This is a genomic window from Candidatus Andeanibacterium sp., from assembly GCF_057143545.1.
In genome coordinates, this window is the sequence record NZ_DBNHSF010000102.1 from 1 (window position 1) to 26,141 (window position 26,141).

The window sequence follows — 26,141 nt, forward strand, 5'->3', positions numbered from 1 at the left end:
GCAGCCATCGACCAGCAGCAGCGCGCCGACCGCATGGGCGAGTTCGGCCGCGCGCTGCACATCGAGCACCGAACCGAGCACGTTCGAGACATGCGCCAGCGCGACGAGCCTGTGCCGCTCGGTCAGCGTCAGTTGCGCGGCATCGAGGTCGATCCGGCCATCCCCGGTCAGCGGGCAGACGTCGATTTCCGCGCCGGTCCGCTCGGCGATCAGCTGCCAGGGGACGATGTTCGAATGGTGCTCGAGCGTGGAGAGCAGGATGCGGTCGCCGGGCTTGAGGTTCGCCCCGCCCCAGCTTGCGGCGACAAGGTTGATTGCTTCGGTCGCGCCGCGGGTGAACACGATCTCGCTCTCCTTGCCGCCGATGAAGGCCGCAACCTTGCGCCGCGCTGCCTCATAGGCGAGCGTCATCTCGGCCGAGCGCGCATAGACGCCGCGATGGACGGTGGCGTAATCCTTCCCCAGCGCCTTGGCGACGGCATCGATCACCGCCTGCGGCTTCTGCGCGGTCGCCGCGCTGTCGAGATAGTGCCAGGCATCTCCGGAAGCAGTCACAAGACCGGGGAAATCGGCTTTGAAGCTCGCGTGAGTTCCCGCGAAGGCGGGAACGTCTTGCCGCCTGAGGTCCCCGCCTGCGCGGGGGCTCACAGCTTTCTCCGGCGCGGTGCTCATATCGCCTCCTCGTCCAAGGCGGCGAGCGCCTTGTCGAGCAGCGCATCGTGCTGCGTCTCGTCGTCCATCGCCTCGAACGCATCGGCGATGAACGCACGGACCAAGAGCTTGCGCACCACCTCGGGCGGAATCCCGCGCGCAGCCATGTAGAACCCGGCCTTTTCGTCGAGCGCGCCGATCGCCGCGCCGTGGGCAGCCTTGACGTCATCGGCAAGGATTTCGAGTTCGGGCTTGGCATTGGCCGAAGCGCCTTTCTCCAGCAGGATCGCCTTGAAGTTCTGCGCCGCATCGGCCTGCTGAGAGCCCTGCGGAATTTCGATCCGCCCGAGGAAATTGCCGGTCGCCCGGCCCCAATGGACCGAACGAACGATTTGGTTCGACGTGCTGCCGGCAGCATGGTGCACGCGAGTAACGAATTCGCGCACCGCCTTGCCGCCCCCGATCGTGACGCCGCCAAATTCGAAATGCGCGGCTTCCTCCAGCGTCACATCCAATTCGAGCCGGGCATAACGGCCGGCGGAATTGATCGCGAAATGCTCGTAGCGTGCGCCCACACCCACGCGAATGCGCAGCCGGGTGACCCCCCCTTCGACGATGTGACTGGTCTCGCGCAGCACTTCGCCTGCCGGAACGGCGACTTCGCGCCATTCGGCCAGCGCCACCGGATCGGCTGCCCCGAGCCAATCGGCATCGGCATAGCGCCAATCCTCGTCGCGCCGGGTGGGAAGGGCTGCCACCGCATTCATGCCGTCACCGCCTCGTAGCCTTCCTCCTCGAGCTGGAGCGCCAGTTCGGACCCGCCGGTCTTCACAATCCGGCCCTTCGAAAGCACATGGACCTTGTCCGGCTTCACATAATCGAGCAGCCGCTGGTAATGGGTGATGAGCAGCACGCCCTTGTCCGGGCGGCGCATGATCGCGTTGATCCCGTCACCAACCACCCGCAGCGCATCGATATCGAGGCCGGAGTCGGTTTCATCAAGAATCGCGAACTTCGGATCGAGGATCCCCATCTGGACCATTTCGGCGCGCTTCTTCTCGCCGCCCGAGAAGCCGACATTCACCGGGCGCTTGAGCATCTCCATGTCGAGCTTGAGCAATGCCGCCTTCTCGCGCGCGAGCTTGAGGAATTCGCCGCCCGACAGCTCGTCCTCGCCGCGCGCCTTGCGCTGGGCGTTGACCGCCTCGCGCAGGAACTGGGCGAACGAGACGCCCGGAATCTCGACCGGGTACTGGAAGCCGAGGAACAGGCCAAGCGCTGCACGCTCGTGGGGTTCGAGGGCGAGCAGGTCCTGCCCGTTGAATTTGACCGTGCCCTCGATGACTTCGTAGCCGGGCCGCCCGCCAAGGACATAGGACAGAGTCGACTTGCCCGAACCATTGGGGCCCATGATCGCATGGACTTGGCCCGCGCCCACCTCGAGCGTGATCCCGTTGAGGATCTGCTTGCCGTCCACCGCGGCGTGAAGGTTATCGATTGTGAGCATTGTCGGGCTTCCTGCGGTTTGGCCGCGCGTAATTCTGGTTGGGATTGGCGTCGCGATGCGCGCGGGCTGCAGCCTGCTTGTCGGCAAGCCGCAGCCGCATCCCGGCGGTGATGCGCTGGAGCACGGCGTCCATGTTTTCGAGGATATCGCTGGCCTTGATCCGCATCACGCGCACCCCGACCGATTCGAGGCTCTTGTCCCGCCGGCGCGCGACCGTTTCGTTCGCGCCTTCCTCGTCGATTGCAATCGCCATGCCGAGGCTATGGCAATTGAAATCGACGATCGCCGAGCCGACCACCGCATGGCGCTTGAACTTGTGCCGCCCGAGATCGGCCTTGGCGAAGCGCGCCGCGAGCGCCTTGTGCGCTTCGGAAGAATGGCGGCGCAGGTCGCGCGCCTGGTCGTGCAGCGTGTCGAGCCGCTTCTCGGAAATCTCCCAGCCGCGACCCTTCCTCTTGAGCGCGGGCGGCGGCGCGTCGTCCGCGGCGAACCTGACGCCGAGCTTCTTGCGTTCGCTCACCCCACGCTCCCTTCAAGGCTGATCCCCAATAGCTTCTGCGCCTCCACGGCAAACTCCATCGGCAGCTGCTGCAGCACTTCGCGGGCGAAGCCGTTGACGATCAGCGCCACCGCCTCTTCCTGCCCCAGCCCGCGCTGCATCGCGTAGAACAGCTGGTCGTCGGAGATTTTGCTGGTTGTCGCTTCGTGCTCGACGATCGCCGAGGGGTTCTTCACCTCGATATAGGGCACGGTGTGCGCGCCGCAGGTGGCGCCGAGCAGCAGGCTGTCGCACTGGGTGAAATTGCGCGCGCCTTCCGCGTTGGCGCCCATCCGCACCAGTCCGCGATAGGTGTTCGACGATTTCCCCGCGCTGATACCCTTGGAAATGATCGTCGAGCGGGTGCCGGGCGCGTTGTGGATCATCTTGGTCCCGGTATCGGCCTGCTGGTAATTATTGGTCAGCGCGACCGAGTAGAACTCGCCGACGCTATCCTCGCCGTTCAAGACGCAGCTCGGGTATTTCCAGGTGATCGCGCTGCCGGTTTCGACCTGGGTCCAGCTGATCTTCGAGCGCTTGCCCGCGCACAGCCCGCGCTTGGTGACGAAATTGTAAATCCCGCCCTTCCCTTCGGCATCGCCCGGATACCAGTTCTGGACGGTCGAATATTTGATCTCTGCGTCGTCGAGCGCGACCAGCTCGACCACTGCGGCGTGGAGCTGGTTCTCGTCGCGTTGCGGCGCTGTGCATCCTTCGAGATAGGAGACGTAGCTGCCCTTTTCGGCGACGATCAGCGTGCGCTCGAACTGGCCGGTATTCTCGGCATTGATGCGGAAATAGGTCGACAGCTCCATCGGGCAGCGTGTGCCTTCGGGAATCCAGACAAAGGTGCCGTCCGAAAACACCGCCGAGTTGAGCGCGGCAAAATAGTTATCGCGCTGGGGCACGACCTTGCCGAGCCACTTCTTCACGAGATCCGGATGTTCGCGGATCGCCTCGGAGATCGAGAGGAAGATCACCCCGGCCTTCTTGAGCTCTTCGCGGAAAGTGGTGGCGACGCTGACCGAATCGAACACCGCATCGACCGCGACCTTGCGCGCGCCTTCGACCCCGGCGAGCACTTCCTGCTCCGCCACCGGAATGCCGAGCTTGTCGTAGACCGCCTTGATCTCGGGATCGAGCTCGTCGAGCGAAGCCAGCGTCGGCTTTCGCTTCGGCGCGGCATAGTAATAGGCGTCCTGGTAATCGATCGGCGGGATCTTGAGCTTGGCCCACTGCGGCGGCTCCATTTCGAGCCACATGCGAAACGCCTTCAGCCGCCAATCGAGCATCCATTCGGGCTCGTCCTTCTTGGCCGAAATGAAGCGGACGGTGTTCTCGTCAAGCCCCTTGGGCGCGAATTCCTGCTCGATATCCGAGGCCCAGCCAAACTCGTAGGTTTCGTGCCGGCGGGCAGCCTCTTTCGCTTCGCGATCGATTTCCTCTGTGCGCAGATCGTCGATCATGCCGGCGCCTCCGGCTGCGCAAACCTGGTCAGCGGGATATCCGCCAGCGCGCCGCGCATCGCTTCGTTGACCGTCGTCCAGTGCGGCCTGACCGAACAGCAGGCCTCGAGCCCGCAATCGTGCCTGCCTTTCTCGACACAGGAAGTGAGCGCGATCGGCCCTTCGATCGCTTCGACGATATCCGCCAGGCTGATCGCCGCGGCCGGACGCGCCAGCTGCAGTCCACCGCCCGCGCCGCGAATCGAGCGCAGCAGCCCTGCCGAGGTCAGCGAGCTGACCAGTTTCTGCACCGTCGGCACCGGCAGGCCCGTTTCCTGCGCCAGTTGCGCCGAGGAGACGCGCGCGCCGCCGCAATGGCGCGCGGCGGCGCTCATCGTGACGACTGCGTAATCGGCCATGCTCGAAAGGCGCATTTGTCCTTGCATCCCCTAATCAGAGTGATTCGTTCCGATTTCATCTAGGGATCAAATGCCGCAATGCAATGAAGAATGGCTTGCTGCGAATTGTTCGCAAAAAAATGGGCGGCTCCCGAATAGGTAAGCCGCCCATGATAGTTGAGAACTCGTTGCATTGCTGCTCCGAGCCCTTCGGGTCGCAGCACCCCCCTAGGGTGGATTCGCCCGGGCGAATTGTAAGAAAGCGACAAGTGGCGTGACATTTCGGCGACAATCCACGCCGGATTCGACTTTTTCGGTCTCGGTCACGCCATCGACAGGCAGGAGCCACTTTGCCATAGCGACTGGCAATGCTCTTCCGCCTGATCCGGCCCCTGGTCTTCTCGCTCGATCCCGAATCGGCGCATGGATTGGCCCTTGCCGCGCTCAAGTTTGGCCTTTCGGGCAAGCGTCCGGACCTTGGCGGACCGCTCGCGATCCGCGTGGCGGGGATTGACTTCCCCAACCCGCTGGGCATGGCGGCCGGCTTCGACAAGAACGGTGAGGTGCCCGACGCCTTGCTCGGCCTTGGGTTCGGTTTCGCCGAAGTCGGGTCGATTACGCCACTCGCCCAGCCGGGCAATGCGAAGCCGCGTCTGTTCCGCCTGGCCGAGGATCGGGCGATTATCAACCGGATGGGCTTCAACAATCGCGGCGGGAGTTTCGCATCGGAAATCCTTCGTGCGCGAATGGGCAAAGGCGGCGTGGTGGGCATCAATATCGGGGCCAACAAGGATTCGCCCGACCGGATCGCCGACTACGCCCATATGGCGAAACTGATGGCGCCTCTCGCTTCCTATCTCGCGGTCAATATTTCGAGCCCCAACACGCCGGGGCTGCGGGCGCTGCAGGATGAATCGGCGCTGGCCGGACTGCTCGACGCCGTCATTGACGCGCGCGGCGGCGAGGGGCCGCCGGTGTTCCTCAAACTCGCGCCCGATCTCGAACCGGCCGACATCGACGCGATCTCCCGGATCGCGATCGACAAGGGGCTGGGCGCCCTGATCGTTTCGAATACGACGATTTCGCGCCCGGCTCTCAAATCCCGCTTCCGTGACGAGGCCGGAGGCCTGTCCGGCGAGCCCCTGCGCGATCTCGCCCAGCGGCGCCTGCGCGATTTCCGCAAGGCAACTGGCGGTGCAATCCCGCTCGTCGGAGTCGGCGGGATCGCGACCGCGAACGATGCCTGGGCCCGAATTCGCGCCGGCGCCAGCCTCGTCCAGCTATACTCGGCAATGGTCTATGAGGGCCCGGGAATCGCCAGGAGGATCACGCGCGGCCTCGAAGGGCTGATGCGGCGCGACGGCTTCACCTCGGTTGAAGATGCGGTCGGGAGCGAATAGCAGGGCCGGATGTTGAGACGCTTCGTCATTGCCGGATTCCTGCTGCTCGCCTTGTCGGGCTGCCCTGCCGAACAGCGCGATCTTGTTAGCACGCGCACGCCCGATGCGCGCGGCATGGTCAGCGCTGCCGATCCGCGTGCGGCCGAGGCAGGCGCGGAAATGCTTCGCCGGGGCGGCAGCGCCACCGACGCGGCGATCGCCACCATGATCGCGCTGACCGTGGTCGAACCGCAAAGCTCGGGCATTGGCGGGGGCGGGTTTTTCCTGCACGGCGATGCCGAAGGTTCGATCGAGACGATCGACGGGCGCGAAACCGCGCCGATGGCGGCAGGCCCGGACTGGTTTCTCGACGAAGCAGGCAACCCCCGGCCCTATTTCGAGGCCGTGCTGTCGGGGCTGAGTGTCGGCGTGCCGGGCAATATCCGGCTTGCGGCCCTGGCCCATGAGCGGCACGGCAGGCTCGCATGGCGCGAATTGTTCGATCCGGCGATCGAGCTGGCGCGGGACGGCTGGGTTATCACCGAGCGGACCCGCGATTATCTGCTAAGGGCAGAGAACCGGGCCGCCGCTACCGAGGCGGGGCGCGCGCTGTTCTATGATGCGGATGGCGAGCCGCTTGCGGTCGGCAGCGTGGTGCGGAACCCGGCGCTGGTGGCGACCTTCGAAATGCTGGCGGAGGAAGGGCCCGAAGCCTTCTATCGCAGCGACAACGCACAGGCGATCGTTTCGACGGTGTCGGCGGCGACCCCGCGAGCCAGGGCCATGGTTACGGGCGATCTCGAATATTATGCCGCGCGCATGCGCGAACCGGTCTGCGGAAACTATCGCGCCTACCGCATTTGCGGGATGGGTCCGCCGTCTTCGGGGGCGACCACAGTGCTGGCGATTCTCGGCCAGCTCGAGGGTTACGACATCGCCGACCTAGGCAGGGAATCGCCGGTCGCCTGGCATCTGTTCGCCGAATCCCAACGGCTCGCTTTTGCCGACCGGGAATTCTATCTCGGCGACAGCGATTTCGTGCCGGTGCCTGTCTGGGGCCTGGTCGACCCCGGTTATCTTGCGGATCGCGCCGAGCTGATCTCGCCCGAACGGACGATGCAGACGGTCGCCGCGGGCACACCGCCGCCGGGCGATGCGCCACCGATCGCCCGCGCCGATGGCGACGAACCGCCCGAAAATGGGACCTCGCATTTCGTCGCAGTCGACAGATGGGGCAACGCGGTTTCCTACACTTCGACGGTCGAAGGGTCGTTCGGCTCCGGGCTGATGGTCGGAGGCTATTACCTCAACAACGAACTCACCGATTTCAGCTTCTCGCCCGAACGCGACGGCGCGGTTGTCGCCAACCGGGTCGAACCGGGGAAGCGTCCGCGCAGTTCGATGGCACCGACCATCGTGCTCGACGGTGAAGGAAAAATTGTCCTGGTGATCGGAGCGGCGGGCGGGGCGACAATCCCCGTGCAGGTGGCGAAGGCGCTGATCGGCTGGATCGATTGGGGCCTTTCGGCGCAGGATGCGATTGCCCTGCCGGTGCTCTATTCGCCAGGGGACACGATTATCCTCGAACAGGGAACCGCGCTCGAGGCTATGATCCCCGACCTCGAAGCGCTCGGTCATGGGTCGATCGTCGCCCGTGGATTGCCGCTCAAGGCCAACGCGATCGAACGCGGAGAAAGCGGCTGGATCGGCGCCGCCGACCCGCGCAGCGAAGGGGTCGCCATCTCCGAGTGAAGCTTGCCGCTGGGAAATTGCAGCCTTAGACCTATAAATCGAATCCGGAGAATTGATCCGGGGATGGAGAGCGGGGCCTAAGCATGGATCTCGGCGATTTCAATTCAGCCAGCAACCTGGTCAGCCTGTTTTTCGACCGGGCCGACGAGCTGGGCGAGAAGCCGTTCCTGTGGGCAAAACGCGACGGCCAATGGCGCTCGCAGAGCTGGACCGAAGTAGCGCGGCAGGTCTGCCTGCTTGCCGAAAATCTGCGCAAGCTCGGCCTCAATCGCGGAGACCGGGTGGTGCTGGTGTCCGAAAACCGGCCCGAATGGCTGATCGCCGATTACGCGATCATGGCCGCAGGCTGCGTCAGCGTGCCGGCCTATATCACCAATACCGAGCGCGACCACCAGCACGTGCTCGACAATTCAGGTGCACGGGCGGTGATCGTGTCGACCGAGAAGCTTGCCATGCCGCTGATCCGCGCGGTGATGAATACCGGGCTGGCGGAAAACGTGATCGGCATGGAAGACCTGGGCCGTCACCAATCGGGCAGTTTCGATTTCCACTCCTGGGACAAGATGCTCGAAGGCGATCCGGTCGCGGCGCGCCAGGCGGTCGATGAACGAATAGCCGGGATCGGGCGGCGGGACATGGCCTGCATCATATATACCAGCGGCACGGGCGGCGCGCCGCGCGGCGTGATGCTCCATCACGGCGCGCTACTGTGCAATGTCGATGGTTCGGCAGAGGCGATCACCACGGACTTCGGCTGGGGCGACGAGGTGTTCCTGTCCTTCCTCCCGCTGAGCCATGCCTATGAACATACCGGCGGGCAATTCCTGCCGGTCGGGCTGGGTGCACAGATCTATTATGCCGAGGGTCTCGACAAGCTCGCGAGCAATATCGAGGAAGTGCGCCCGACGATCATGGTTGTCGTGCCGAGATTGTTCGAGGTGCTTCGAACGCGAATCATGAAGCAGGTCGAAAAGCAGGGCCGCTTCGCCAACTATTTGATGGATCGCGCATTGGCGATCGGCGAACTCGGCTTTGCCGGCAAGAAGCGCTTGCGCGACCTTCCGATGAAACTGCTGCTCGAACGCACGCTCAAGCCGAAGATTCGCGAACGCTTCGGTGGGCGGATCAAGGCGCTGGTTTCGGGAGGCGCGCCGCTCAATCCCGATGTCGGGACGTTTTTCGAGGCCATGGGCCTCACCATGTTGCAGGGTTATGGCCAGACCGAAGCGGCGCCGGTGATCAGCTGCAACCGGCCGAGCATCGGACTCAAGATGGACACTGTCGGCGCACCCCTGCGCGGGGTCGAGGTGAGGATCGCGGAGGATGGCGAAATCCTGGTTCGCGGCGAATGCGTGATGCTCGGCTATTGGCGGAACGAGGCCGAGACTGCGCGCACGATCAAGGATGGCTGGCTCCATACCGGCGATATCGGCCATCTCGACGAGAAGGGCCGGATCAAGATCACCGATCGCAAGAAGGACATGATCGTCAACGACAAGGGCGACAACATCGCCCCGCAAAAGGTCGAAGGCATGCTCACGCTCCAGCCGGAAATCGCCCAGGCCATGGTGGCGGGGGACAAGCGGCCCTATATCGTCGGGCTGATCGTGCCCGATGCCGAATGGGCAGTCGAATGGGCGCGCGCCAACGGCGAGAAGTTCGACCTCTCCGAACTCCAGGAATTGCCGGTGTTCCGCAGCGCGATCAGGGCGGCGATCGACCGGGTCAACAACGATCTGTCGGTCACTGAAAAGGTACGCCAGTTCGCTTTTGCCGACGAGGCCTTCACGATCGAAAATGGCGAGATGACGCCGAGCCTCAAGATCCGGCGCCACATGATCAAGGCGCGTTATGCTGACCGGCTCGACGCGCTGTACAAGAGCTGATCAGTCGTCAACTCGCAGACGCAGGCAGCCAAGCTGGATCTTGAGTTTGGCGAAGGCCCGGAAGAGCTGCTTCTGGAATTCTTCGGTTTCCGGCCGGTTCACGACCCAACGGCCTTTATTGGCCTTGCCGCCGCGATAGGTCACGATGTCGATGATCGCATACCATTGCTGGTTGCGATCGAGCGCGGTCTTGACCGTTCCTTGCGCAAGCATTTCGCCGCGCGATTCAACCGCCTGCCAGGCCAGGATTGCGGTATTGGCATCCTGAGTTTCCTCATCGGTTCCCCCGACCATGTCGACCAGCCGCATCACTTCAAGCGTCCGCTGGGAGGCAAACTGGTGCAATTGGACTTCGTAGCCGCGCTTCTGGGCCAGTTCGAGCACGGCGCCGACCATGGCTTCGCCCTGGGTGAAGAGGTCGAGGCATTCGCCGCGCCAGGCTTCGATCTCGGCGCGCGCAATCTCGTGAGAGGAAAGGGCGGTGAAGTCCTGGACGGTCATTGGCGGCGCAATCCCCTAAGCCGCTTCGGCTTCGACGAATTCGGGATAGAAGCTCGGTGCGCGCTCCGACCACGCCGGAGCGGTGGCCGCGGATTCGCTTAGGCTCTGCAGCAGCGTCTTGCGCCGTTCGGGGCGGATCATCGGAAGCGCCGCGGCGGCGCAGAAGGCGCTTGGCAGGAACGGGCGGACGTCTGCCCCGAGCAGCCGCTCATAGAGGAACCGGTAAGCGGAAAAACTGTCCAGCCGCTCCTGGGCAAGGTCGAAGGCCGTAAGCTTGAGCAGCTTGCCGAGGAACAGGTCGAGCCCGTCCAGCTCGCCTTCGGCCGGAGCCTGTCCGCGCAGGTCCTTCAACTCCTGGTAGGCGACATATTGGCCGCGGATCGAGGCGTGCTCGCCGGCGTCGCGCGCCCACAGCTTGAAGGCGTCCTGCCGGCCCAGCCCGATATCGAGGCTGCGTTTGATGTAGCGCTGTTCGCACGGTGCGAAGCTTGCGAACTCGCGCAGTTCCGCAATCGTCAGCGAAGTGGTTTCCTGAATTGCCATGTCCCCGGGCCCCCTGAAAGCGGCTTCGGGGAACACATTGGCCCGCCCATGGTTAAAATCCCGTAAGAAGCGGTAACTAAATCAGGCCGGCGAGCGGGCTCGAAGGATCGGCATATTTGCGGGTCCCCATCCGGCCCGCCAGATAGGCGTCGCGCCCGGCCTCGACCGCGAGCTTCATCGCCCGCGCCATGCGGATCGGATCCTTCGCTTCGGCAATGGCCGTGTTGAGCAGGACCCCGTCGCAGCCGAGCTCCATCGCGATCGCGGCATCGGACGCCGTCCCGACTCCGGCATCGACCAGCACCGGCACCTTCGCGCCCTCGACGATCAGCCTGATGGTCACGCGGTTCTGGATGCCCAGCCCCGACCCGATCGGCGCGCCCAGCGGCATCACAGCCACCGCGCCGGCATCTTCGAGCTGCTTCGCCGCGATCGGGTCGTCGGTGCAATAGACCATCGGCAGAAAGCCCTCCTTGGCGAGGGCCTCCGTGGTGCGGATGGTTTCGAGCATGTTGGGATAAAGCGTGCGCGCCTCACCCAGCACTTCGAGCTTCACCAGGTCCCAGCCACCGGCCTCGCGCGCCAGCCGAAGCGTGCGGATCGCATCTTCGGCGGTGAAGCAGCCGGCGGTGTTGGGCAGATAGGTGATCTTCCTGGGATCGATGTAATCGGTCAGCATGGGCGTCTTGGGGTCGGACACATTGACCCGGCGCACCGCGACAGTGACGATTTCCGCACCCGAAGCCTCGACCGCGGCGGCGTTCTGTTCGAAATCCCTGTATTTCCCGGTCCCGACGATCAGCCGCGAGGTGAAGCTCCGCCCGGCAACGCTCCAGCTGTCGTCGTCGGTCCCGGGCCCAGCGCCGCCACCGACGAAATGGACGATCTCCAGCACGTCGCCCTCGCATAGCGGAGCCTGCCCCAAGGTCGAACGTGGCACGATTGCGCCATTACGTTCGACCGCCACCTTTTCAGGCTTGAGATCGAGTTCGGCGACGAGCGCGGCAATCGTGGCGGCGCTTGTCCGCCTGGTCTCGCCGTTGACAGTCAGGGTAAGCGCAGCAGCCATGCCGCGCGCAATAGCCGCTAGGACGCGTTGCGCAAGTTCAGGATATGGCCCGCGCCGACGAGGATCACCCCGATAATGGTTAGCACCGCCTCTTCGAGGCCGTGCGGCACGGCCAGCCCGCCGCCCATGAAGCTGAGCCCGGTCATTGCGGTTACGAACGGGGCCGCCTTGCGGTGCCTGAGCGCGCCGGCCCCGATGGCGACGGCGGCGATGATCGCGGCAATGACGATCCCGATCCGGTGGAATGCCGGATGAAGCAGCAGCCCGCCGCCGAATCCGAGCGCCGCAACCAGCACGATGCTCAGCACGCAATGCAGGGCGCACAGTCCGGACAGGACCATGCCTGCGCGATCCAGCCGGCCGCGAATCGTCGGGAAGGAGAAACCCATGCGCGACCATGTATGTAACGATGTAACATTCCGCAAGGTGCCTGCGCACTTGCTTCTTTCGTGTGGCCATCGCACATCACGGCGCATGGTCGCCGCTATCAGGGACGGAGAAGGCCTTTCGCGGGCCTTGGGAGGCACTGCGCGCCCGGCCGCGCTCGCGCGCTGGCTGCTGGCGGTTGCTGTACTGGTGGTGGCAATGGTGGTGGTTGGCGGGATCACCAGGCTAACCGAATCGGGCCTCTCGATCACCGAATGGAAGCCCCTGACCGGGGCGATCCCCCCGCTGAACGACGCGCAATGGCAGGAGGAATTTGAAAACTACCAGCGAATCGGGGAATACCGGCAGGTTAACGGCCCCGCCGGAATGACGCTGGAGGACTACAAGTTCATCTATTTCTGGGAATGGGCGCACCGCCAGCTTGGCCGGTTGATCGGGCTGGCCTTCGCCATTCCGCTGGCGTGGTTCTGGTTCAAGCGAGCCATTCCCGCCGGCTACAAGCCACGGCTGCTCGCCCTGCTTGCACTGGGCGGCCTCCAGGGCGCCTTCGGCTGGTTCATGGTTCGCTCGGGCCTGTCGGCGGAAATGACCGATGTCAGCCATTTCTGGCTTTCGATTCACCTCCTGACCGCGCTGTTCACCCTGGGCGGGCTGGTGTGGACGGCGCTCGATCTCAAGGAGCTCGAGCGCGATCCTGCCGCGCGCTCCGCGGTCATGAGTGCGCTGGGCCTCGCGACATCGTTCGTCCTGTTTGTCCAACTGCTGCTCGGAGCGTGGGTCGCGGGACTCAATGCCGGTCTCGCGTCCGACAGCTGGCCGCTGATGCAGGGACGATTCTTCCCAGAGGTAAACTGGCGGAACGGGGTCGGTTGGGCTTTGACCCACGAGCCCTTCCTGCTCCACTTCCTCCATCGCTGGTGGGCCTGGGTCGCTGTGGGATTCCTGATCGTGCTGGCGCGGGCGTGCAAGAAGGCTGGCAGCCGGCCGCCCTCGCTCGCGATTCACACCACTTTCGGCCTCCAGATCCTGTTGGGGATCGCAACCGTGCTGACGGGCGTTTCGCTGTGGCTGGCAGTGTTGCACCAGTTTGTCGGCGCGCTTCTGGTGGCAGCGACCGCGTGGGGCGTTCATGTCACGGGACGGCGCGATTGAGCGGCGCGGCGCTGATCTGGTCGCCTTTCGCGGACGAGAACGCCGCCGTGGCGGCGGCAGAGCGCCTGCTCGAGGAAGATCTGATTGCTTGCGCCAACATTATCCCGGGAATCCGTTCGATCTATCGCTGGCAGGGCGAACGCGGGGAGGCACGCGAATGTGGCGCGTTGTTCAAGACGCGCCCCGATCTGCTCGAAGCAGCCAAAACCCGGCTGGAATACCTCCATCCTTACGATAGCCCGGCGATCATTGGCTGGATCGCGGACGAGGCCGGCAAGGCGACACTCGACTGGCTCGGCGAACTGAAGGGCGCGGCGCAATAGATGCGCTCACGAGAGCGTCATGCATCCTCCACGGTATTATTTTACCTCTCTGTCAGCCCCCGGATTCGCTTGACTTGAGCAACAATTCCTTAGAAAGGGCGCGCTCTTCGCCTGGCCGCGAGGCAATGCAGCGCGGGCCCCGGGGCAGATACAACGAGGAAAGACAGGGCATGAAAGCGCTCAGTAAGACCACGAGGTCGATCAAACCGGCCGAAGTGGACAAGAAATGGCATCTGATCGACGCCGAAGGGCTTGTGGTCGGCCGCCTGGCGGTGATCATCGCCAACCATCTTCGCGGCAAGCACAAGCCGAGCTTCACTCCGCATGTCGATTGCGGCGATCATGTTGTCGTGATCAACGCCGGCAAGGTCAAGCTGACCGGCAACAAGCTCAGCCAGAAGACCTATTACAAGCACACCGGGCATCCAGGCGGCATCAAGGGCGTCACCGCCGGCAAGGTGCTCGAAGGCCGCTTCCCCGAGCGCGTGCTCGAAAAGGCAGTCGAACGCATGATTCCGCGCGGCCCGCTTGGCCGCCAGCAGATGAAGGCGCTGCACCTTTACGCCGGAGCCGAGCACCCGCATGCCGGCAACCAGCCCGTGACGCTCGATGTCGCGTCGATGAATCGCAAGAACAAGGTAACCGCCTGATGGCCGAGGAAAAGAATACTGTTTCGGATCTGGCAGATCTGAAGGATATCGCTGGCGACGCACCCGCCGCAGACGCTGCCGCCGCCGCCGAGGGCGTGGCCGACGTTACCATGAGGAGCGAGGCCCCGCTGCGCGAACAGGAAGTCGACCAGTTTGGCCGTTCCTATGCGACCGGGCGGCGCAAGGATGCGGTTGCGCGAGTCTGGCTCAAGCCGGGCAAGGGCGTGATCATCGTCAACGGGCGCGACCAGGAAGCCTATTTTGCACGCCCGACGCTGCGTCTCGTGATCAACCAGCCATTCGCGGTGACCGGGCGCGAAGGCCAGTACGATGTCGTCGCCACCGTCAAGGGCGGGGGTCTTTCGGGCCAGGCCGGAGCAGTCAAGCACGGTATCAGCCAGGCGCTCGCCAAATTCGAGCCCGCGCTGCGCTCGACCGTCAAGGCCGCCGGCTTCCTGACGCGCGACAGCCGCGTGGTCGAACGCAAGAAGTACGGCCGGGCCAAGGCCCGCCGCAGCTTCCAGTTCTCGAAGCGCTAAGCAAATCAAGTCGGCAATCGAAGGGCGGTCCGTTGGGCCGCCCTCTTCGCGTGGCGACCCGGCGGGCTACCCCCTGTATTGGCGTTGCACTACCTCGAGGCCGCCGATCCGGCTATATTTGATGACATTGTAGGATGGCGGCGATCCGCGCAGCCGGCTGGACATCGTCCCGCTGCCGATCAACCGCAAGCGCCGTCCGGCGATGTCGTGGACCAGGTCAAACGGCGTGTGAATGTGGCCGGAAAGCACGGCGTCCGCCCCGGCCGCGGCGAGCGCCGCGACTGCCGCGTTGCCGCCGATAGTCTTGTTGCGCCGGCCCGGCCTGGCGCTCACCAGCGGGTGATGGCAAGTCACCAGCTTCAACCGGTCATCGCCGCGCAGCCTCTCCAGCTGCCCGAGCGCCGCGTCCAGCGCATGCTGGCGGATCACTCCATCCGACCACGGCCATCTTCTTTGCGCGCTGACTGTCGTAACGAGGGAGACAAACGCGATATCGTCGAATTCGGGTACCGCGGCGAGCGAGGCGACGAGCCTGGAAAAGCGCTTGAACGGAGTGCGGAAGCGTTCGATCGGGCTGTAATAAGGCATGTCGTGATTGCCGACCTCGAGCATCACCGGCACCCCCAGCCCCGAAAACCACTCGCGCGCCGCATCGTATTCGCGTCGCTTCGCCCGCTGGGTAAGGTCCCCGGTGCAGATCACCATGTCGGGCGCTTCCTTCCGCACCGCATCTTCGAACCAGGTAAGCGCCGCCCGGTCCTCGATCCCGAAATGGATATCGCTGCAGTGGAAGAGGACTGTTGCCGGCATTGCTGGAATCCAAGAGCGTTCGGGGCGGATTTGGGCAAGCGATAATTTTCGGCCCGGCTCAGATACGTCGGGCGAGGATCAGCCAGCCCGCAATGCCGTTGACCAGACTGTACCCGGCATAGGCCCAGCCCCACCAGACGCCGTCATAGGCGACCAGCAGCATTGCCCCCAAGAGAACGGCAAATTCCAGGGCGAGAGTCATGCGCTTCCCGGCTTTGCCGCCATGGGCGGCCATCCAGTCCATGAACGGGTGACGCGATTCGAGCACCGCCTTGTGCAGCGCGAAATTGCCGATCCCGAGCAGGAAGGTAACGAGAATCCACATTCCACCTGCATTGTGATGAAGTTTTCATCGAATGCCAAATGGCGTTCGTCGCTCGATTCGAGTCGTTCGTCTACAATTGTAGCCTTTATCGAGACCGGTTGCGCGGCTGTCGAGCCCGGCAGGCCCGCGGATCGATCGGAGTGTATTACTCCACCCATGCAGTACCTCCCATCGCCCACCGAAAGGCCCGGGACGGTCCGCATTTTGAAGGAGGAGTGAGGAAATGAATACATCCGCATTTGCGCTTTCCGCTCTCGCCGGTGTGCTGCTTGCAGCCCAGCCCGCGATGGCGGAATCGGTCGAGGTCCAGTACGAGGATCTCGATCTCACCACCAAGGACGGCGTCAAGGAACTCGATCGCAGGGTCGACTTCGCCGCAAGGGATGTATGTGGCGCGAACGAGAGCACGGTCGGTAGCCGGATCATGTCGCGCGAGACGCGCCAATGCATCCGCGACGCCAAGCGCCAGATCGAGCAGAACATCGCCAGGCTGACAAAGGAAGAAAAGGCTGGCGGCTGACCGGCCCTCTCCCGGCCGGGACCAGACCAGTCCCATGGTCCCGGCCCTCCTTGGGCCATGGTCGGCAGTACCTCGCCCGCCAGCCCGGCCGCACGGCACGGGATGGTCAGCGGCCGGCCATGGCCTTCACCTTTGCGAGATAGGTCCGGCCGATCCTGAGGGCCTCGCCGCCGGCGACTTCGGCCGACCAGACACCGAGTCCTTCGTGCCTGAGGCCCGTTATGAAATCGCGCCGCAAGATGCACGAGCGATGGATCCGGATGAACTTCGCCGGATCGAGCCTGGCTTCGAGCCCGGCGATCGTCTGCAACAGGAGATAGCTGGTGTCTCCGACATGGAGCCGGACGTAATCGCGCTCTGCGTCGACCCGGTCAACCCGGGTCGCCTCGATCCTGATCAATTCCGACCGATGCGGAATCCAGAATTCTTCGAGCCAGTTGCTCTGCAACCCGGGCGATCTGGCGCGCCGGGCAACAGCTCGGTCGATGGCGCGTTCGAGCCGTTCGAGCGTCACCGGCTTGAGGACGTAATCGACCGCCTCGAGATCGAAGGCCTCGACCGCGAAATTGTCATGCGCGGTCACGAAAATCACCGCCGGCCGCGATTCCCGCTCGGCCAGTTCGCGCGCCACCGAAAGCCCGTCCTTTTCCGGCATCGTCATGTCGAGCAGGAGGAGGTCGGGTGCCAGGGCATCGACCAGGCGCAATGCCGCCGCGCCGTCATTGGCGGTGCCCACCACCGCGAGCTCGCCGAGCTTTGCGCAAATCACCTGCATTCGCTCGACGGCCAGCGGTTCGTCGTCGACGATCAGGGTGCGCAGCGGGTCGGGTCTTTCGTCAGCCATGGGTCAGGAGCGGAATCCGGATATTGGTCGCATAGCCCGTTTCTGTAGGTCCGGAAACGATGCTTGCCTGATCGCCGAAGCGCGCTTCGAGCCGCTCGCGGACATTCGCCAGGCCGATGCCGTAGCCCTCGCTTGCCGGGCGGCCCTTGGTGGCACCCTTCCCGTCATTCGAGACGGTGATGACCAGCCGGCCATATTCCTCGCGCGCAGCCAGCCTGATGGTCACTTTCCCCGACGAGGGAGCGACCGCATGCTTGACCGAATTCTCGACCAGCGGCTGCAGGATCATTCCCGGTACGCGGGCGGAGGCCAATGCGTCGGGCAGGTCGAATTGTGCCACCAGCCGCTCGGGGAAACGCACCGCCTCGATGTCGAGATAGAGCCGCTGCAATTCGAATTCGTCCTTCAGCGCGACGTCGGAAGTCGGATCGTCGGCAAGGCTGTGGCGGTAGAAGGTCGAAATAGTCTGGATCATGGCCTCGGCGCGGTCGGTCTTCCCGGTCAGGACCAGCGCGGACAGCGAATTGAGGGTGTTGAACAGGAAATGCGGATTGACCTGGTATCTGAGCGATCGCAGTTCCGCCGCCTTGGCCGCCCGCCGGAACGCACCTTCGCGGCGTTCGGCGCTACGGGCCTGTTCGCCCGCCAGCATGGCAAGGTAGAGCGAGCACCAGGCGAGCATCAGGAAATAGCGCCCCAAAGCGATCTCGGTAATTTCCTGGATCCGGTTCTCGCCCGCCTCCTGGCTCTGGATAGTGATCGAATTCGGAGCTTCGCCGCCGGGTGGCGCATCGGGAGTGACGCCCAAATTCGCGAGCGGCACATCGACCAGGATATTCCCGCTTTCGTCGCGGCGGACGGTAAAGCCCTGGCGTTCGCCCAGCCGCTCGAGGATTTCCGGTTCGATGCCGGCAAACGCCATGCGGTTGGCCTGGGCCAGCACGACCGAAACCGGCGCGGCAATGATCAGCGCGGCGGCAACCTTCACCCACAGCGATTTCGCGTCGAACAGCCGCAGGACCAGCCACATGGCCAAGGTCACCGCGACACCGAAAAGCGCGACCAGGGCCCTGCGCCACAGCAGCTCCATGGTAAAGCCGAGGTCGAGTATCTCGGCCCTTGCCGTGGTCAGCACGAAATAGCAGAACCACAGGCCGACCGCCGAAGCCACCACCGCACTCAAGGCGACCCGCGGCCGGGTCAGTTCGGGTTCGAAATCATCCATTGTGCGGGCGCATAGCCGGTCTTGCCGGACAAGCGCCAGCACGGCTGTCGAATACAGTCCATATTTGGTCGATTGTGAATTGGGCCGACAAAGGTCGAGCCGGCTGGACGGCGGCGATCTGAATCAACCGAGCAGCTTCTCCTTGGCGATCCGTTCGCGCCAGACCAGCGGCGCCAGCTGGTGGGTGTTGTTGCCTTCGGCATCGACCGCCACGGTCACCGGCATGTCTTCGACCGTGAACTCGTAGATTGCTTCCATGCCGAGATCCTCGAAAGCCACGACCCTCGCTTCCTTGATCGCCCGGCTGACCAGATAGGCGGCCCCGCCGACCGCCATCAGATAGGCAACCTTGTGCCGCGCGATCTCGCTTACCGCGCCCTGCCCACGTTCGGCCTTGCCGATCATGACCAGCAGGCCCAGCTCGAGCATCATGTCGGTGAACTTGTCCATTCGTGTGGCGGTGGTCGGACCTGCGGGACCCACCGCCTCGCCCATGATCGGATCGACCGGGCCGACATAATAGATCGCCCTGTTCTTGAAATCGACCGGCAGCTCCTCGCCCTTGGCAAGCATATCCTGGATTCGCTTATGCGCCGCGTCGCGCCCGGTGAGCATCTTGCCATTGAGGAGCAGCCGGTCGCCTTGCTTCCAGCTGCACACCTCTGCTCGCGTGAGATTGTCGAGATCGACCTTCCTGGCCTTCGCATCGGGCTGCCAATGGACATCGGGCCATTCGTCGAGCCTCGGCTGTTCGAGATAGCTCGGACCCGATCCGTCGAGAGTGAAATGCGCATGGCGGGTGGCGGCGCAATTGGGAATCATCGCCACCGGCTTGCCTGCAGCATGGCACGGCCAGTCGAGGATCTTGACGTCAAGAATGGTCGAAAGGCCGCCCAGGCCCTGTGCGCCGATCCCCAACGCATTGACCTTGTCGAAGATCTCGATCCTGAGCTTCTCGATATCTGTCGATGGCCCTCGCGCCTTGAGCTGGGCCATGTCGATCGGCGCCATCAGGCTTTGCTTGGCGAGCAGCATGCAGTGTTCGGCCGTGCCGCCGATGCCGATGCCGAGCATCCCGGGAGGACACCAGCCGGCACCCATTTGCGGGATCATTTCCAGCACCCAGTCGACGATATTGTCCGACGGGTTCATCATCTTGAACTTGGACTTGTTCTCGCTTCCCCCGCCCTTTGCCGCAACGTCGATCGAGACCGTCTTGCCCGGCACCATCTCGACCGAAAGTACGCAAGGGGTGTTGTCGCGCGTATTGCGGCGGGTGAAGGCCGGATCGGCCAGGATCGAGGCGCGCAGCTTGTTTTCGGGGTTGTTGTAAGCCTGGCGGACGCCTTCATCGACCACCTCCTGCAACGAGCGATCTGACCCAAGCCGGCAATCCTGGCCCCATTTGACGAACACATTGACGATGCCGGTATCCTGGCAGATCGGCCGGTGGCCTTCCGCGCACATCCGGCTGTTGGTCAGGATCTGGGCGATCGCGTCCTTGGCCGCCGGCCCCTGCTCGGCTTCATATGCCACGCCGAGCGCGCGGATATAGTCCATCGGGTGGTAATAGGAGATATATTGCAGGGCGTCGGCGACGCTTTCGATCAGGTCTTCCTCCCGGATCGTGATCATGTCGCTCATCGACGCCTTACTCCTTCCAATCGAATGATCGCCGCATTATCGGCGCATCTCCATAGCGTCAAAGCGCTTGGCTGGCGAACGGCTTGCGCCTAAGGCACAATGAATTGCGCAGGCGTGTTATATATGTAATACAGTGCGCATGAAGGACGCAGGAATGACTACCCTCGAAGATCGCCCCCTCGAGATCGATTTTGCAGCCGCCCGCCGGGCGATGGTCGACAGCCAGTTGCGTGTCAGCGGGGTCAATTCGGACTTTGTGCGCGAGCGGATGGGTATAGTGCCGCGCGAAAATTTCGTTCCCGCGGGGGCCAGGAGCGTCGCTTATATGGATCGCGCGATCGCGCTTGGAGACGGACGATTTCTCGCCGCGCCGCTCGTCCAGGGCAAGATGCTGGAAGAGGCCGGCCCAAAGCCGGACGACCGCGCCCTGCTGGTCGATGGCGGCAGCGGTTATCTCGCCGAGCTGGTGCGGCCGCTGGTCGGATCGCTCGAAGTGGTTTCGCCCGGGCAGGCCCTGGCCAGGAGCCGCAAGCAGGGCGAGTTCAGCTTGCTGCTGATCGACGGCGCGATCGAACACTTGCCCGACACTCTCGCCGCGCGGCTGGCGGATAATGCCAAGGTCGTGACCGGGCTCATCGACAGGGGGATCAGCCGGCTGGCCACGGGGCGCAAGGTGGCAGGGGACGTCGCGCTGGTACCGCTTGCGGAAATCGGCATCCCGGCACTGCCCGAATTTGCAGCCCCGAAGGGCTGGAGCTTCTGACCATGCCGTCCAGGAGATTGAAGCTGGCCCTGTTGGCCGGTAGCGTGTCAATCGCCTTGCTACCCGTTCCGGCGGCGGCCGATACGCTCAAGGAAGCGCTGCTCCAAGCCTATCTTTCCAATCCGACCTTGCAGGCGGCGCGGGCGAACCAGCGCGCGACCGACGAAAACGTCCCGATCAACCGATCGAGCGGGCTCCCTTCGGTGAGCGGCAGCGCGACCTTCACCGAACAATTGAAGGATTCGTTCCCCGATACGAACGGCATAATACCCGACCGCAGCCTCAATGGCAGCGTCTCGCTGACCGTGCCGGTCTATTCGGGCGGTGCGGTGCGCAATTCGATCGAAGCCGCCAAGATTCGCGTTTCCGCCGGACAGGCCGATCTGCGCGGGACCGAAAGCTTCATCTTCACCAGTGTCGTCGCCGGCTATATGGACGTGATCCTGCGCGAGGCGATCGTCAGCCTGTCGGCGCAAAACGTCGAAGTGCTTACCGTCAATCTGCAGGCGACCAGCGACCGCTTCGAGATCGGCGACCTCACCCGCACCGACGTGGCGCAGTCCCAGGCGCGGCTGGCGCTGGCACAAGGCGATTTGCAGTCGGCGCAGGCCGATCTCGTTTCGGCGCGTGAGAATTATATCGCGCTGGTGGGCGAAGCGCCGCAGGATTTGCAGGCTCCGCCGCCCTTACCGGGCATGCCGGGCACTGTCGAGGACGCGGTGGCGATCGCCCTCGAGAACAATCCCGACCTGATCGCCGCGCGCGAACGGGCCCGGGCCGCCTGGCACGACATCGAGGTGGCTGGAGCGGGCAGGCTGCCGCGGCTCGAACTTTTTTCTTCCGGAAACTATTCCGACACGCTGCGGAGCGATCCGGGCAATGGCCCGCCCTACAGCTCGACCGCGGCCACCGCCGGTGCAAGGCTGACCATCCCGATCTTCGAGGGCGGTCGTCCGGCGGCGCAGGAACGCCAGGCGCAGGCGCGGCAGGCGGCCGCACTCGAGCAGGAGATCGGCGCCGAACGCGACGTGATCGCCGGGGTCAGGGCGTCATGGTCGAGCTGGCAGGCGGCCAACGCGATCATCGATTCGACCGCAACCGCAGTGCAGGCAGCGGAACTCAGCCTCGAAGGCGTGCGGGCGGAGAATTCGGTCGGCAACCGGACGATTCTCGACATCCTCGACGCGCAGCAGGAATTGCTGCGCACCCAGGTCCAGCTGGTGACCGCCCGGCGCAATGCCTATGTCGCCGGCTTCTCGCTGCTCGCCGCCATGGGCCGTGCAGAAGCCCGCGACCTGGGACTCGACGAAGGCGTGCTCTACGATCCCCAGGTCAATTACGACCGGGTCAAGGGCAAGATGTTCGACTGGGAGTTCGACCCCGATCCGGTCGCGCAATCGACGAGAACCGTTGACACGCCCGCTCAAGACGGGGAAATTCAGGGTCCGTAGGCAGTTTTCAGGGGGTGGCGACATGCGGCAGGAAGGCGAACCGTCGGTCGAGGAAATCCTCGCCTCGATCAAGAAGGTGATCGCGCGGGACAATCGCGAGGCCGCGATCGAGCAGCGCCGCCGCCTGGAGGAAGAGCGCGACAATCCCGAGGATGCCGACGGAGTGCTCGAACTGGGCACCGAGGCCGAGCTGGTCGAGAATGAAGCGGTCGAAGCCGGGAGCGAGACTCCCTTGATCGCGGAAAGAGCCCGCGAATCCATGCGCGAGTCTCTCGCCGCGCTGGCGATGCTGGCTGAACCCGGGGTCCAGCCGCAAATCGTTCGCTCAGGCGAAACTTCGCTCGAAGGGCTGGTCCGGGAAATGCTGCGGCCGATGCTGGCCGAATGGCTCGACAAGAATCTGCCTCAACTGGTCGAACGGCTGGTTGCGGCCGAGATAGCCCGCATCGCCGGCAAAAAGGGCTGAGCCGCCAGGGCCGATGGTTCCGGAAGAACTCGAACGCGCACGGCAGAAGCTGAGGATTGCGGGCGGAACAACGGTCGAACGTCACATCTTCCTGTGCTGCATGTCCGAAAACGGGGAATGCTGCTCACGCAACGAGGGTGAAGCGGCCTGGACCTATCTCAAGCGCAGGCTTGTCGAATTGCGGCTGGTGGGGCGCGACGGGGTCCAGCGGACCAAGGCCGATTGCTTGCAGATCTGCGCCGCAGGGCCGGTCGCTGTAGTCTATCCGGACCAGGTCTGGTACCATTCCTGCACCGCCCCGGTGCTGGAGCGGATCATCCAGGAACACTTGATCGGCGGAGTCCCGGTCGAGGAATATCGCCTTTACCCGGCAGACTAGCGCTTCCTGCGGAATTCCCGCTGGTCAGCGACCGCATGGTCGTGGCCGGTGCCGCTCGACAGGAAGACCAACCCCATCAGCGCGGAAAACAGGAAGATCGCCAGCGGCAGCGCCAACCCGATGCCGATATAGAGATGGATCGAGACCATCCCGTAGGCCAAAAATGTCCCGCCCAGCATGGCAATATCGGCGATCAGGGCGAGCCAGGCAGTCACGCGCAGCTGTCGCCTGAAGCGACTCCATGCATGGTTCGCGATATGCGGCTCGTCGAGCGGGGAATGGTGCGGCATGACCGCTCTTTGCCCAGCGAGACGGTGCGTTGCAAAGCGATATTTGGATGGAATCGCCTGTTTGTGGCATAATTGATGTGAAAACATAAACGGGAGAGCGAAAATGACGATCGCAAGGGTTGTCGAAGGGCGCGACCGGCAGATTTTCAGCTGCCAGGCCGGCGCAACGGTCGAGGAAGCGGCGCGGATCCTGTCCGAAAAACGAATCGGCGCACTGCCGGTATTCGAGGATGGCAGGCTTGTCGGCGTGTTTTCCGAACGCGACCTGCTTCATTCGGTTGCCCGCAATGGGGCCGCCGCCCTGATCCAGAAAGTGCGCACCGTGATGACCGCGCCTGCCATCACCGTCGGCCTGGAAACCCGGGTGCTGGATGCACTGGCCTTGATGACGCATCGTCGGATCCGCCACCTGCCCGTCGAAAGCGCGGGCGCGATCGTCGACTTCATCTCGATCGGCGACCTGGTCAAGTACCGGATCGAGTTGATCGAGGCCGAAGCCGAGCAGATGCGCGAATATATCCAGATGGCATGAATTGCGCTTCGTCGCTTGAGTGAAAGCCTGACTGACCCTACATCGCCCTAGATGGCCGAAACCCTGACCCTGACCCCTGCCGCAGCAAGGCGTGTCGCCTGGATTGCCGAGCGGCAGTCGAAGCCCGCCATCCTGCGGCTTTCGGTTGAAGGCGGCGGCTGTTCGGGCTTTCAATACAGGTTCGATCTCGCCGAGGGCCCCGAGAACGACGACCTGGTCAGCGAGACCGAAGGCGTGCGGCTGGTCGTCGATCCGGTGAGCCTGGGGCTGGTTTCCGGAAGTACGGTCGATTTCGTCGAATCGCTGGGCGGAGCGGCGTTCAGGGTCGAAAACCCGAACGCGGCCGCGGGTTGCGGCTGCGGTTCGAGCTTCGGCATCTAAAGAAGGTGCGGATAGCCAGTTTCAACATCAATGGCGTCAAGGCGCGGCTTCCTCGCTTGATCGAATGGCTCGAAGAGCGCCGGCCCAAGGCCGCCTGCCTCCAGGAAATCAAGTCGCTCGACGAGAACTTTCCGGCGGAAGAGTTCGAGAGTATCGGCTACAAGGCGATCTGGCACGGGCAGAAGGGCTTCAACGGGGTCGCGATCCTGGCCGACGGCGAAGAACCGTTCGAACGCCAGCGCGGTCTGCCCGGCGATCCCGAAGACAAACAGGCGCGCTATCTTGAGGCCGATGTCGCCGGGGTCAGGCTGTGCAATCTGTATCTGCCCAACGGCAATCCCCAACCGGGGCCGAAATTCGATTACAAGCTCGCCTGGATGGAACGGCTGGCCCGCCGGATGGAAGAGCTGATGAGGCTCGAAATTCCGGTTGTCGTCCTGGGCGATTTCAATGTCATTCCCGAAGACAAGGATACCTGGTCGGTCAAGGCGATGGCGGAAGACGCGCTGGCTCAGCCGGAATCGCGCGATGCCTATTACCGCATGCTCGGGCGGGGCTGGACCGACGCGCTCGACACGCTCAATCCGCGCGGAGGCGTGTGGACCTACTGGGATTACCAGGCCGGGGCCTGGCAGCGCGACCACGGCTTCCGGATCGACCACCTTCTATTGTCGCCCGAATGCGCCGATCGCCTCGTCTCGGCAGGCGTGGACAAGGAATATCGCGGGCGCGAAAAGGCCAGCGATCACGCCCCCGTGTGGGTCGAATTGCGCGACTGACCCACGCTTCAGCGATAGAAGATGTGGCGATGCACCTGGCCGACGCGCGTCAACCGCCAATTGGGCCTTACGGATGTCGCATGGAAGAACAGCGCGCCCTTGGCCGCGCTGTCCCACAAGCCTTCATGGGCGATGCGCGCAATCGCCCGGGCCTTGGCCCACGCGGCCGACGAGGTGTTGATTGCGGGCATCTTTCCCCCGCGGACGAAGGAAAACTGGGAGCGCTGGTAAACGACGCCGCAATAGCTGGAGGGAAAACGATCCGATTCAGCCCGGTTCACGATAACCCTGGCGACAGCCAGCTGGCCTTCCAGCGGTTCGCCGCGGGATTCGAAATAGATCGCGCCGGCGAGGCAGTGCATGTCGCTCGACAGTTCTTCGCCGATTTCGACACTTGCCACCAGTTGCGCGAGGGATTCGGCAGATCCCGCCACGTGGGAATGCTCGAATTGCCCGCTCGACTGATCGAGGGGCTGGACCACTTCTTGCGAAACGAAACGTACCGCCGGTGTAGCGGTAGCTTCGCTGGCCGGCTCCTGGCCGGCCGCAACCTCGCTGGGGTCGCTGAGGATTTCGTCTTGTGCTGAGACGCCGGTCGTAGCGGCGCCAAAAGTGATGAATCCAATCATGGAAGCCAGCGCGATCGCGCCGGCCCGCTTGGTCTTGCGACTCATTATTTCCGTCGTTCTCGGCGGTGGGCGAACTCAGACGCAGGCTGAAGACCTGTTGCTTGGCAACGAATTTACGGAGTTGGTCTGTTCAAGGGCCTGCCGGCCACCCCCCGTCTGCGTGCTAACCGAACCGGCCGATATGCCCGTTCCGCCGCCTGCGCATTGGAGTTGGCGGGCAGATAGTCGCGGACGGTCGAATGTCAACCACTCTATGAACGACCCGGAAGCAGGCGTTCAGCATTTTTGAGGTCGAGCTCGATAATCCAGACATCCTGATCCTGGTGCTTTCGCTTCGCGCAGTATTCAGAAAATTCCAACGGGTTTTCAGTATCTTGCACCTT

The 26,141-nt window shown here is 63.9% G+C and carries 33 protein-coding genes; 15 read left to right on the forward strand and 18 right to left on the reverse strand.

Annotated elements, in window-relative coordinates:
• The 6 genes from AC16XC_RS06440 to AC16XC_RS06465 form a co-directional block, all read right to left on the reverse strand.
• The coding region (locus AC16XC_RS06440; RefSeq protein WP_484033823.1) for an aminotransferase class V-fold PLP-dependent enzyme at positions 1-672 on the reverse strand (672 nt) is incomplete at its 3' end.
• Positions 669-1,418, reverse strand: a complete 750-nt coding sequence (locus AC16XC_RS06445; RefSeq protein ID WP_484033824.1) for a SufD family Fe-S cluster assembly protein — start codon at positions 1,416-1,418, stop codon at positions 669-671. The genes AC16XC_RS06440 and AC16XC_RS06445, both read right to left, overlap by 4 nt.
• The gene (gene sufC / locus AC16XC_RS06450) at positions 1,415-2,158 is read right to left on the reverse strand and encodes a Fe-S cluster assembly ATPase SufC (RefSeq protein WP_484033825.1); all 744 of its coding nucleotides are present in this window, start codon (positions 2,156-2,158) and stop codon (positions 1,415-1,417) included. Before sufC ends, AC16XC_RS06445 begins: the two co-directional genes overlap by 4 nt.
• The gene (locus AC16XC_RS06455; protein WP_484033826.1) at positions 2,142-2,678 is read right to left on the reverse strand and encodes an endonuclease domain-containing protein; all 537 of its coding nucleotides are present in this window, start codon (positions 2,676-2,678) and stop codon (positions 2,142-2,144) included. Before AC16XC_RS06455 ends, sufC begins: the two co-directional genes overlap by 17 nt.
• Positions 2,675-4,162 carry a Fe-S cluster assembly protein SufB gene (sufB, locus tag AC16XC_RS06460; RefSeq protein WP_484033827.1) on the reverse strand — a complete coding sequence of 496 codons (1,488 nt, stop codon included), beginning with the start codon at positions 4,160-4,162 and terminating at the stop codon, positions 2,675-2,677. The genes AC16XC_RS06455 and sufB overlap by 4 nt, the downstream gene beginning before the upstream one ends.
• A complete protein-coding gene (locus tag AC16XC_RS06465; protein WP_484033828.1) occupies positions 4,159-4,575 on the reverse strand; it encodes an SUF system Fe-S cluster assembly regulator in 417 nt (138 codons plus the stop codon). Before AC16XC_RS06465 ends, sufB begins: the two co-directional genes overlap by 4 nt.
• 332 nt (positions 4,576-4,907) lie before the next feature.
• On the opposite strand from AC16XC_RS06465, the gene AC16XC_RS06470 reads away from it, so the two are divergent.
• From AC16XC_RS06470 to AC16XC_RS06480, 3 genes are all read left to right on the forward strand, one after another.
• Complete coding sequence (locus AC16XC_RS06470; protein WP_484033829.1) at positions 4,908-5,939, forward strand: quinone-dependent dihydroorotate dehydrogenase; 1,032 nt, start codon at positions 4,908-4,910, stop codon at positions 5,937-5,939.
• 9 nt (positions 5,940-5,948) lie between these two features.
• Entirely contained in the window at positions 5,949-7,670 is a 1,722-nt protein-coding gene (gene ggt / locus AC16XC_RS06475; RefSeq protein WP_484033830.1) for a gamma-glutamyltransferase, read from the forward strand.
• Between the two features lie 83 nt (positions 7,671-7,753).
• Positions 7,754-9,556: an AMP-dependent synthetase/ligase gene (locus tag AC16XC_RS06480; RefSeq protein ID WP_484033831.1), complete on the forward strand. Its 1,803-nt coding sequence runs from the start codon at positions 7,754-7,756 to the stop codon at positions 9,554-9,556.
• On the opposite strand, the gene AC16XC_RS06485 is transcribed toward AC16XC_RS06480, so the two are convergent.
• From AC16XC_RS06485 to AC16XC_RS06500, 4 genes are all read right to left on the reverse strand, one after another.
• On the reverse strand, positions 9,557-10,057 hold the full coding sequence (locus AC16XC_RS06485) for a hypothetical protein (RefSeq protein WP_484033832.1): 501 nt from the start codon (positions 10,055-10,057) through the stop codon (positions 9,557-9,559).
• A 15-nt stretch (positions 10,058-10,072) separates the two neighbouring features.
• Positions 10,073-10,600, reverse strand: a complete 528-nt coding sequence (locus tag AC16XC_RS06490; RefSeq protein ID WP_484033833.1) for a hypothetical protein — start codon at positions 10,598-10,600, stop codon at positions 10,073-10,075.
• A gap of 76 nt (positions 10,601-10,676) precedes the next feature.
• Positions 10,677-11,669, reverse strand: a complete 993-nt coding sequence (thiS, locus tag AC16XC_RS06495; protein WP_484033834.1) for a sulfur carrier protein ThiS — start codon at positions 11,667-11,669, stop codon at positions 10,677-10,679.
• A 17-nt stretch (positions 11,670-11,686) separates the two neighbouring features.
• Positions 11,687-12,058 carry a MerC domain-containing protein gene (locus AC16XC_RS06500; RefSeq protein ID WP_484033835.1) on the reverse strand — a complete coding sequence of 124 codons (372 nt, stop codon included), beginning with the start codon at positions 12,056-12,058 and terminating at the stop codon, positions 11,687-11,689.
• An 85-nt stretch (positions 12,059-12,143) separates the two neighbouring features.
• Between AC16XC_RS06500 and AC16XC_RS06505 the strand changes: the two genes are divergently transcribed.
• The 4 genes from AC16XC_RS06505 (at position 12,144) to rpsI (ending at position 14,720) form a co-directional block, all read left to right on the forward strand.
• Positions 12,144-13,208, forward strand: coding sequence for a COX15/CtaA family protein (locus AC16XC_RS06505; protein ID WP_484033836.1), 1,065 nt, complete (start codon positions 12,144-12,146; stop codon positions 13,206-13,208).
• A complete protein-coding gene (gene cutA / locus AC16XC_RS06510; RefSeq protein ID WP_484033837.1) occupies positions 13,205-13,531 on the forward strand; it encodes a divalent-cation tolerance protein CutA in 327 nt (108 codons plus the stop codon). The genes AC16XC_RS06505 and cutA overlap by 4 nt, the downstream gene beginning before the upstream one ends.
• Before the next feature lie 170 nt (positions 13,532-13,701).
• Positions 13,702-14,181, forward strand: a complete 480-nt coding sequence (rplM, locus tag AC16XC_RS06515) for a 50S ribosomal protein L13 (RefSeq protein WP_484033838.1) — start codon at positions 13,702-13,704, stop codon at positions 14,179-14,181.
• Positions 14,181-14,720: a 30S ribosomal protein S9 gene (rpsI, locus tag AC16XC_RS06520; protein WP_484033839.1), complete on the forward strand. Its 540-nt coding sequence runs from the start codon at positions 14,181-14,183 to the stop codon at positions 14,718-14,720. Before rplM ends, rpsI begins: the two co-directional genes overlap by 1 nt.
• A 66-nt stretch (positions 14,721-14,786) precedes the next feature.
• Here the strand turns inward: rpsI and AC16XC_RS06525 are convergent, their stop codons facing one another.
• A complete protein-coding gene (locus AC16XC_RS06525) occupies positions 14,787-15,530 on the reverse strand; it encodes a metallophosphoesterase family protein (RefSeq protein WP_484033840.1) in 744 nt (247 codons plus the stop codon).
• Between the two features lie 58 nt (positions 15,531-15,588).
• Entirely contained in the window at positions 15,589-15,855 is a 267-nt protein-coding gene (locus AC16XC_RS06530) for a hypothetical protein (RefSeq protein ID WP_484033841.1), read from the reverse strand.
• Positions 15,856-16,078: 223 nt separating this feature from the next.
• Between AC16XC_RS06530 and AC16XC_RS06535 the strand changes: the two genes are divergently transcribed.
• Entirely contained in the window at positions 16,079-16,375 is a 297-nt protein-coding gene (locus AC16XC_RS06535) for a UrcA family protein (RefSeq protein ID WP_484033842.1), read from the forward strand.
• A gap of 106 nt (positions 16,376-16,481) precedes the next feature.
• On the opposite strand, the gene AC16XC_RS06540 is transcribed toward AC16XC_RS06535, so the two are convergent.
• The 3 genes from AC16XC_RS06540 to AC16XC_RS06550 form a co-directional block, all read right to left on the reverse strand.
• Complete coding sequence (locus AC16XC_RS06540; protein ID WP_484033843.1) at positions 16,482-17,219, reverse strand: LytR/AlgR family response regulator transcription factor; 738 nt, start codon at positions 17,217-17,219, stop codon at positions 16,482-16,484.
• Positions 17,212-18,444: a sensor histidine kinase gene (locus AC16XC_RS06545; RefSeq protein WP_484033844.1), complete on the reverse strand. Its 1,233-nt coding sequence runs from the start codon at positions 18,442-18,444 to the stop codon at positions 17,212-17,214. Before AC16XC_RS06545 ends, AC16XC_RS06540 begins: the two co-directional genes overlap by 8 nt.
• 123 nt (positions 18,445-18,567) lie before the next feature.
• The gene (locus tag AC16XC_RS06550) at positions 18,568-20,088 is read right to left on the reverse strand and encodes a fumarate hydratase (RefSeq protein ID WP_484033845.1); all 1,521 of its coding nucleotides are present in this window, start codon (positions 20,086-20,088) and stop codon (positions 18,568-18,570) included.
• Between the two features lie 154 nt (positions 20,089-20,242).
• On the opposite strand from AC16XC_RS06550, the gene AC16XC_RS06555 reads away from it, so the two are divergent.
• Genes AC16XC_RS06555 through AC16XC_RS06570 form a run of 4 tightly spaced genes read left to right on the forward strand, consistent with a single transcriptional unit; the run spans position 20,243 to position 23,147 of the window.
• Positions 20,243-20,851, forward strand: a complete 609-nt coding sequence (locus AC16XC_RS06555) for a protein-L-isoaspartate O-methyltransferase family protein (RefSeq protein WP_484033846.1) — start codon at positions 20,243-20,245, stop codon at positions 20,849-20,851.
• A gap of 2 nt (positions 20,852-20,853) precedes the next feature.
• Positions 20,854-22,302 (forward strand): TolC family outer membrane protein, encoded by a 1,449-nt coding sequence (locus AC16XC_RS06560; RefSeq protein ID WP_484033847.1) that lies wholly within the window; start codon positions 20,854-20,856, stop codon positions 22,300-22,302.
• A 22-nt stretch (positions 22,303-22,324) separates the two neighbouring features.
• Complete coding sequence (locus AC16XC_RS06565; protein ID WP_484033848.1) at positions 22,325-22,768, forward strand: DUF2497 domain-containing protein; 444 nt, start codon at positions 22,325-22,327, stop codon at positions 22,766-22,768.
• 13 nt (positions 22,769-22,781) lie between these two features.
• Positions 22,782-23,147, forward strand: coding sequence for a (2Fe-2S) ferredoxin domain-containing protein (locus tag AC16XC_RS06570; protein ID WP_484033849.1), 366 nt, complete (start codon positions 22,782-22,784; stop codon positions 23,145-23,147).
• On the opposite strand, the gene AC16XC_RS06575 is transcribed toward AC16XC_RS06570, so the two are convergent.
• Positions 23,144-23,437, reverse strand: a complete 294-nt coding sequence (locus AC16XC_RS06575) for a hypothetical protein (RefSeq protein ID WP_484033850.1) — start codon at positions 23,435-23,437, stop codon at positions 23,144-23,146. The two genes, AC16XC_RS06570 and AC16XC_RS06575, sit on opposite strands and share 4 nt — an antisense overlap.
• A 103-nt stretch (positions 23,438-23,540) precedes the next feature.
• Between AC16XC_RS06575 and AC16XC_RS06580 the strand changes: the two genes are divergently transcribed.
• Genes AC16XC_RS06580 through xth form a run of 3 tightly spaced genes read left to right on the forward strand, consistent with a single transcriptional unit; the run spans position 23,541 to position 25,129 of the window.
• Complete coding sequence (locus AC16XC_RS06580) at positions 23,541-23,969, forward strand: CBS domain-containing protein (RefSeq protein WP_484033851.1); 429 nt, start codon at positions 23,541-23,543, stop codon at positions 23,967-23,969.
• Positions 23,970-24,020: 51 nt separating this feature from the next.
• Entirely contained in the window at positions 24,021-24,350 is a 330-nt protein-coding gene (erpA, locus tag AC16XC_RS06585; protein ID WP_484033852.1) for an iron-sulfur cluster insertion protein ErpA, read from the forward strand.
• A 5-nt stretch (positions 24,351-24,355) separates the two neighbouring features.
• Positions 24,356-25,129 carry an exodeoxyribonuclease III gene (gene xth, locus AC16XC_RS06590; RefSeq protein WP_484033853.1) on the forward strand — a complete coding sequence of 258 codons (774 nt, stop codon included), beginning with the start codon at positions 24,356-24,358 and terminating at the stop codon, positions 25,127-25,129.
• A gap of 8 nt (positions 25,130-25,137) precedes the next feature.
• Here xth and AC16XC_RS06595 read toward each other — a convergent pair whose 3' ends face one another.
• Together AC16XC_RS06595 and AC16XC_RS06600 are read right to left on the reverse strand one after the other, a co-directional pair.
• The gene (locus AC16XC_RS06595; RefSeq protein ID WP_484033854.1) at positions 25,138-25,803 is read right to left on the reverse strand and encodes a cell wall hydrolase; all 666 of its coding nucleotides are present in this window, start codon (positions 25,801-25,803) and stop codon (positions 25,138-25,140) included.
• A 206-nt stretch (positions 25,804-26,009) separates the two neighbouring features.
• Positions 26,010-26,138: a DUF1491 family protein gene (locus tag AC16XC_RS06600; protein WP_484033855.1), complete on the reverse strand. Its 129-nt coding sequence runs from the start codon at positions 26,136-26,138 to the stop codon at positions 26,010-26,012.
• Between the last annotated feature and the right edge of the window lie 3 nt (positions 26,139-26,141).

Excerpts from the sequence above, each read along its gene's own strand:
- AC16XC_RS06445 (WP_484033824.1), bottom strand. The coding sequence starts at position 1,418 with ATGAATGCGGTGGCAGCCCTTCCCACCCGGCGCGACGAGGATTGGCGC.
- sufC (WP_484033825.1), bottom strand. The coding sequence starts at position 2,158 with ATGCTCACAATCGATAACCTTCACGCCGCGGTGGACGGCAAGCAGATC.
- sufB (WP_484033827.1), bottom strand. The coding sequence starts at position 4,162 with ATGATCGACGATCTGCGCACAGAGGAAATCGATCGCGAAGCGAAAGAG.
- AC16XC_RS06465 (WP_484033828.1), bottom strand. The coding sequence starts at position 4,575 with ATGCGCCTTTCGAGCATGGCCGATTACGCAGTCGTCACGATGAGCGCC.
- AC16XC_RS06470 (WP_484033829.1), top strand. The coding sequence starts at position 4,908 with ATGCTCTTCCGCCTGATCCGGCCCCTGGTCTTCTCGCTCGATCCCGAA.
- ggt (WP_484033830.1), top strand. The coding sequence starts at position 5,949 with ATGTTGAGACGCTTCGTCATTGCCGGATTCCTGCTGCTCGCCTTGTCG.
- AC16XC_RS06480 (WP_484033831.1), top strand. The coding sequence starts at position 7,754 with ATGGATCTCGGCGATTTCAATTCAGCCAGCAACCTGGTCAGCCTGTTT.
- AC16XC_RS06485 (WP_484033832.1), bottom strand. The coding sequence starts at position 10,057 with ATGACCGTCCAGGACTTCACCGCCCTTTCCTCTCACGAGATTGCGCGC.
- AC16XC_RS06490 (WP_484033833.1), bottom strand. The coding sequence starts at position 10,600 with ATGGCAATTCAGGAAACCACTTCGCTGACGATTGCGGAACTGCGCGAG.
- thiS (WP_484033834.1), bottom strand. The coding sequence starts at position 11,669 with ATGGCTGCTGCGCTTACCCTGACTGTCAACGGCGAGACCAGGCGGACA.
- AC16XC_RS06500 (WP_484033835.1), bottom strand. The coding sequence starts at position 12,058 with ATGGGTTTCTCCTTCCCGACGATTCGCGGCCGGCTGGATCGCGCAGGC.
- AC16XC_RS06505 (WP_484033836.1), top strand. The coding sequence starts at position 12,144 with ATGGTCGCCGCTATCAGGGACGGAGAAGGCCTTTCGCGGGCCTTGGGA.
- rplM (WP_484033838.1), top strand. The coding sequence starts at position 13,702 with ATGAAAGCGCTCAGTAAGACCACGAGGTCGATCAAACCGGCCGAAGTG.
- rpsI (WP_484033839.1), top strand. The coding sequence starts at position 14,181 with ATGGCCGAGGAAAAGAATACTGTTTCGGATCTGGCAGATCTGAAGGAT.
- AC16XC_RS06525 (WP_484033840.1), bottom strand. The coding sequence starts at position 15,530 with ATGCCGGCAACAGTCCTCTTCCACTGCAGCGATATCCATTTCGGGATC.
- AC16XC_RS06530 (WP_484033841.1), bottom strand. The coding sequence starts at position 15,855 with ATGTGGATTCTCGTTACCTTCCTGCTCGGGATCGGCAATTTCGCGCTG.
- AC16XC_RS06535 (WP_484033842.1), top strand. The coding sequence starts at position 16,079 with ATGAATACATCCGCATTTGCGCTTTCCGCTCTCGCCGGTGTGCTGCTT.
- AC16XC_RS06540 (WP_484033843.1), bottom strand. The coding sequence starts at position 17,219 with ATGGCTGACGAAAGACCCGACCCGCTGCGCACCCTGATCGTCGACGAC.
- AC16XC_RS06545 (WP_484033844.1), bottom strand. The coding sequence starts at position 18,444 with ATGGATGATTTCGAACCCGAACTGACCCGGCCGCGGGTCGCCTTGAGT.
- AC16XC_RS06550 (WP_484033845.1), bottom strand. The coding sequence starts at position 20,088 with ATGAGCGACATGATCACGATCCGGGAGGAAGACCTGATCGAAAGCGTC.
- AC16XC_RS06555 (WP_484033846.1), top strand. The coding sequence starts at position 20,243 with ATGACTACCCTCGAAGATCGCCCCCTCGAGATCGATTTTGCAGCCGCC.
- AC16XC_RS06560 (WP_484033847.1), top strand. The coding sequence starts at position 20,854 with ATGCCGTCCAGGAGATTGAAGCTGGCCCTGTTGGCCGGTAGCGTGTCA.
- AC16XC_RS06565 (WP_484033848.1), top strand. The coding sequence starts at position 22,325 with ATGCGGCAGGAAGGCGAACCGTCGGTCGAGGAAATCCTCGCCTCGATC.
- AC16XC_RS06570 (WP_484033849.1), top strand. The coding sequence starts at position 22,782 with ATGGTTCCGGAAGAACTCGAACGCGCACGGCAGAAGCTGAGGATTGCG.
- AC16XC_RS06575 (WP_484033850.1), bottom strand. The coding sequence starts at position 23,437 with ATGCCGCACCATTCCCCGCTCGACGAGCCGCATATCGCGAACCATGCA.
- AC16XC_RS06580 (WP_484033851.1), top strand. The coding sequence starts at position 23,541 with ATGACGATCGCAAGGGTTGTCGAAGGGCGCGACCGGCAGATTTTCAGC.
- erpA (WP_484033852.1), top strand. The coding sequence starts at position 24,021 with ATGGCCGAAACCCTGACCCTGACCCCTGCCGCAGCAAGGCGTGTCGCC.
- AC16XC_RS06595 (WP_484033854.1), bottom strand. The coding sequence starts at position 25,803 with ATGAGTCGCAAGACCAAGCGGGCCGGCGCGATCGCGCTGGCTTCCATG.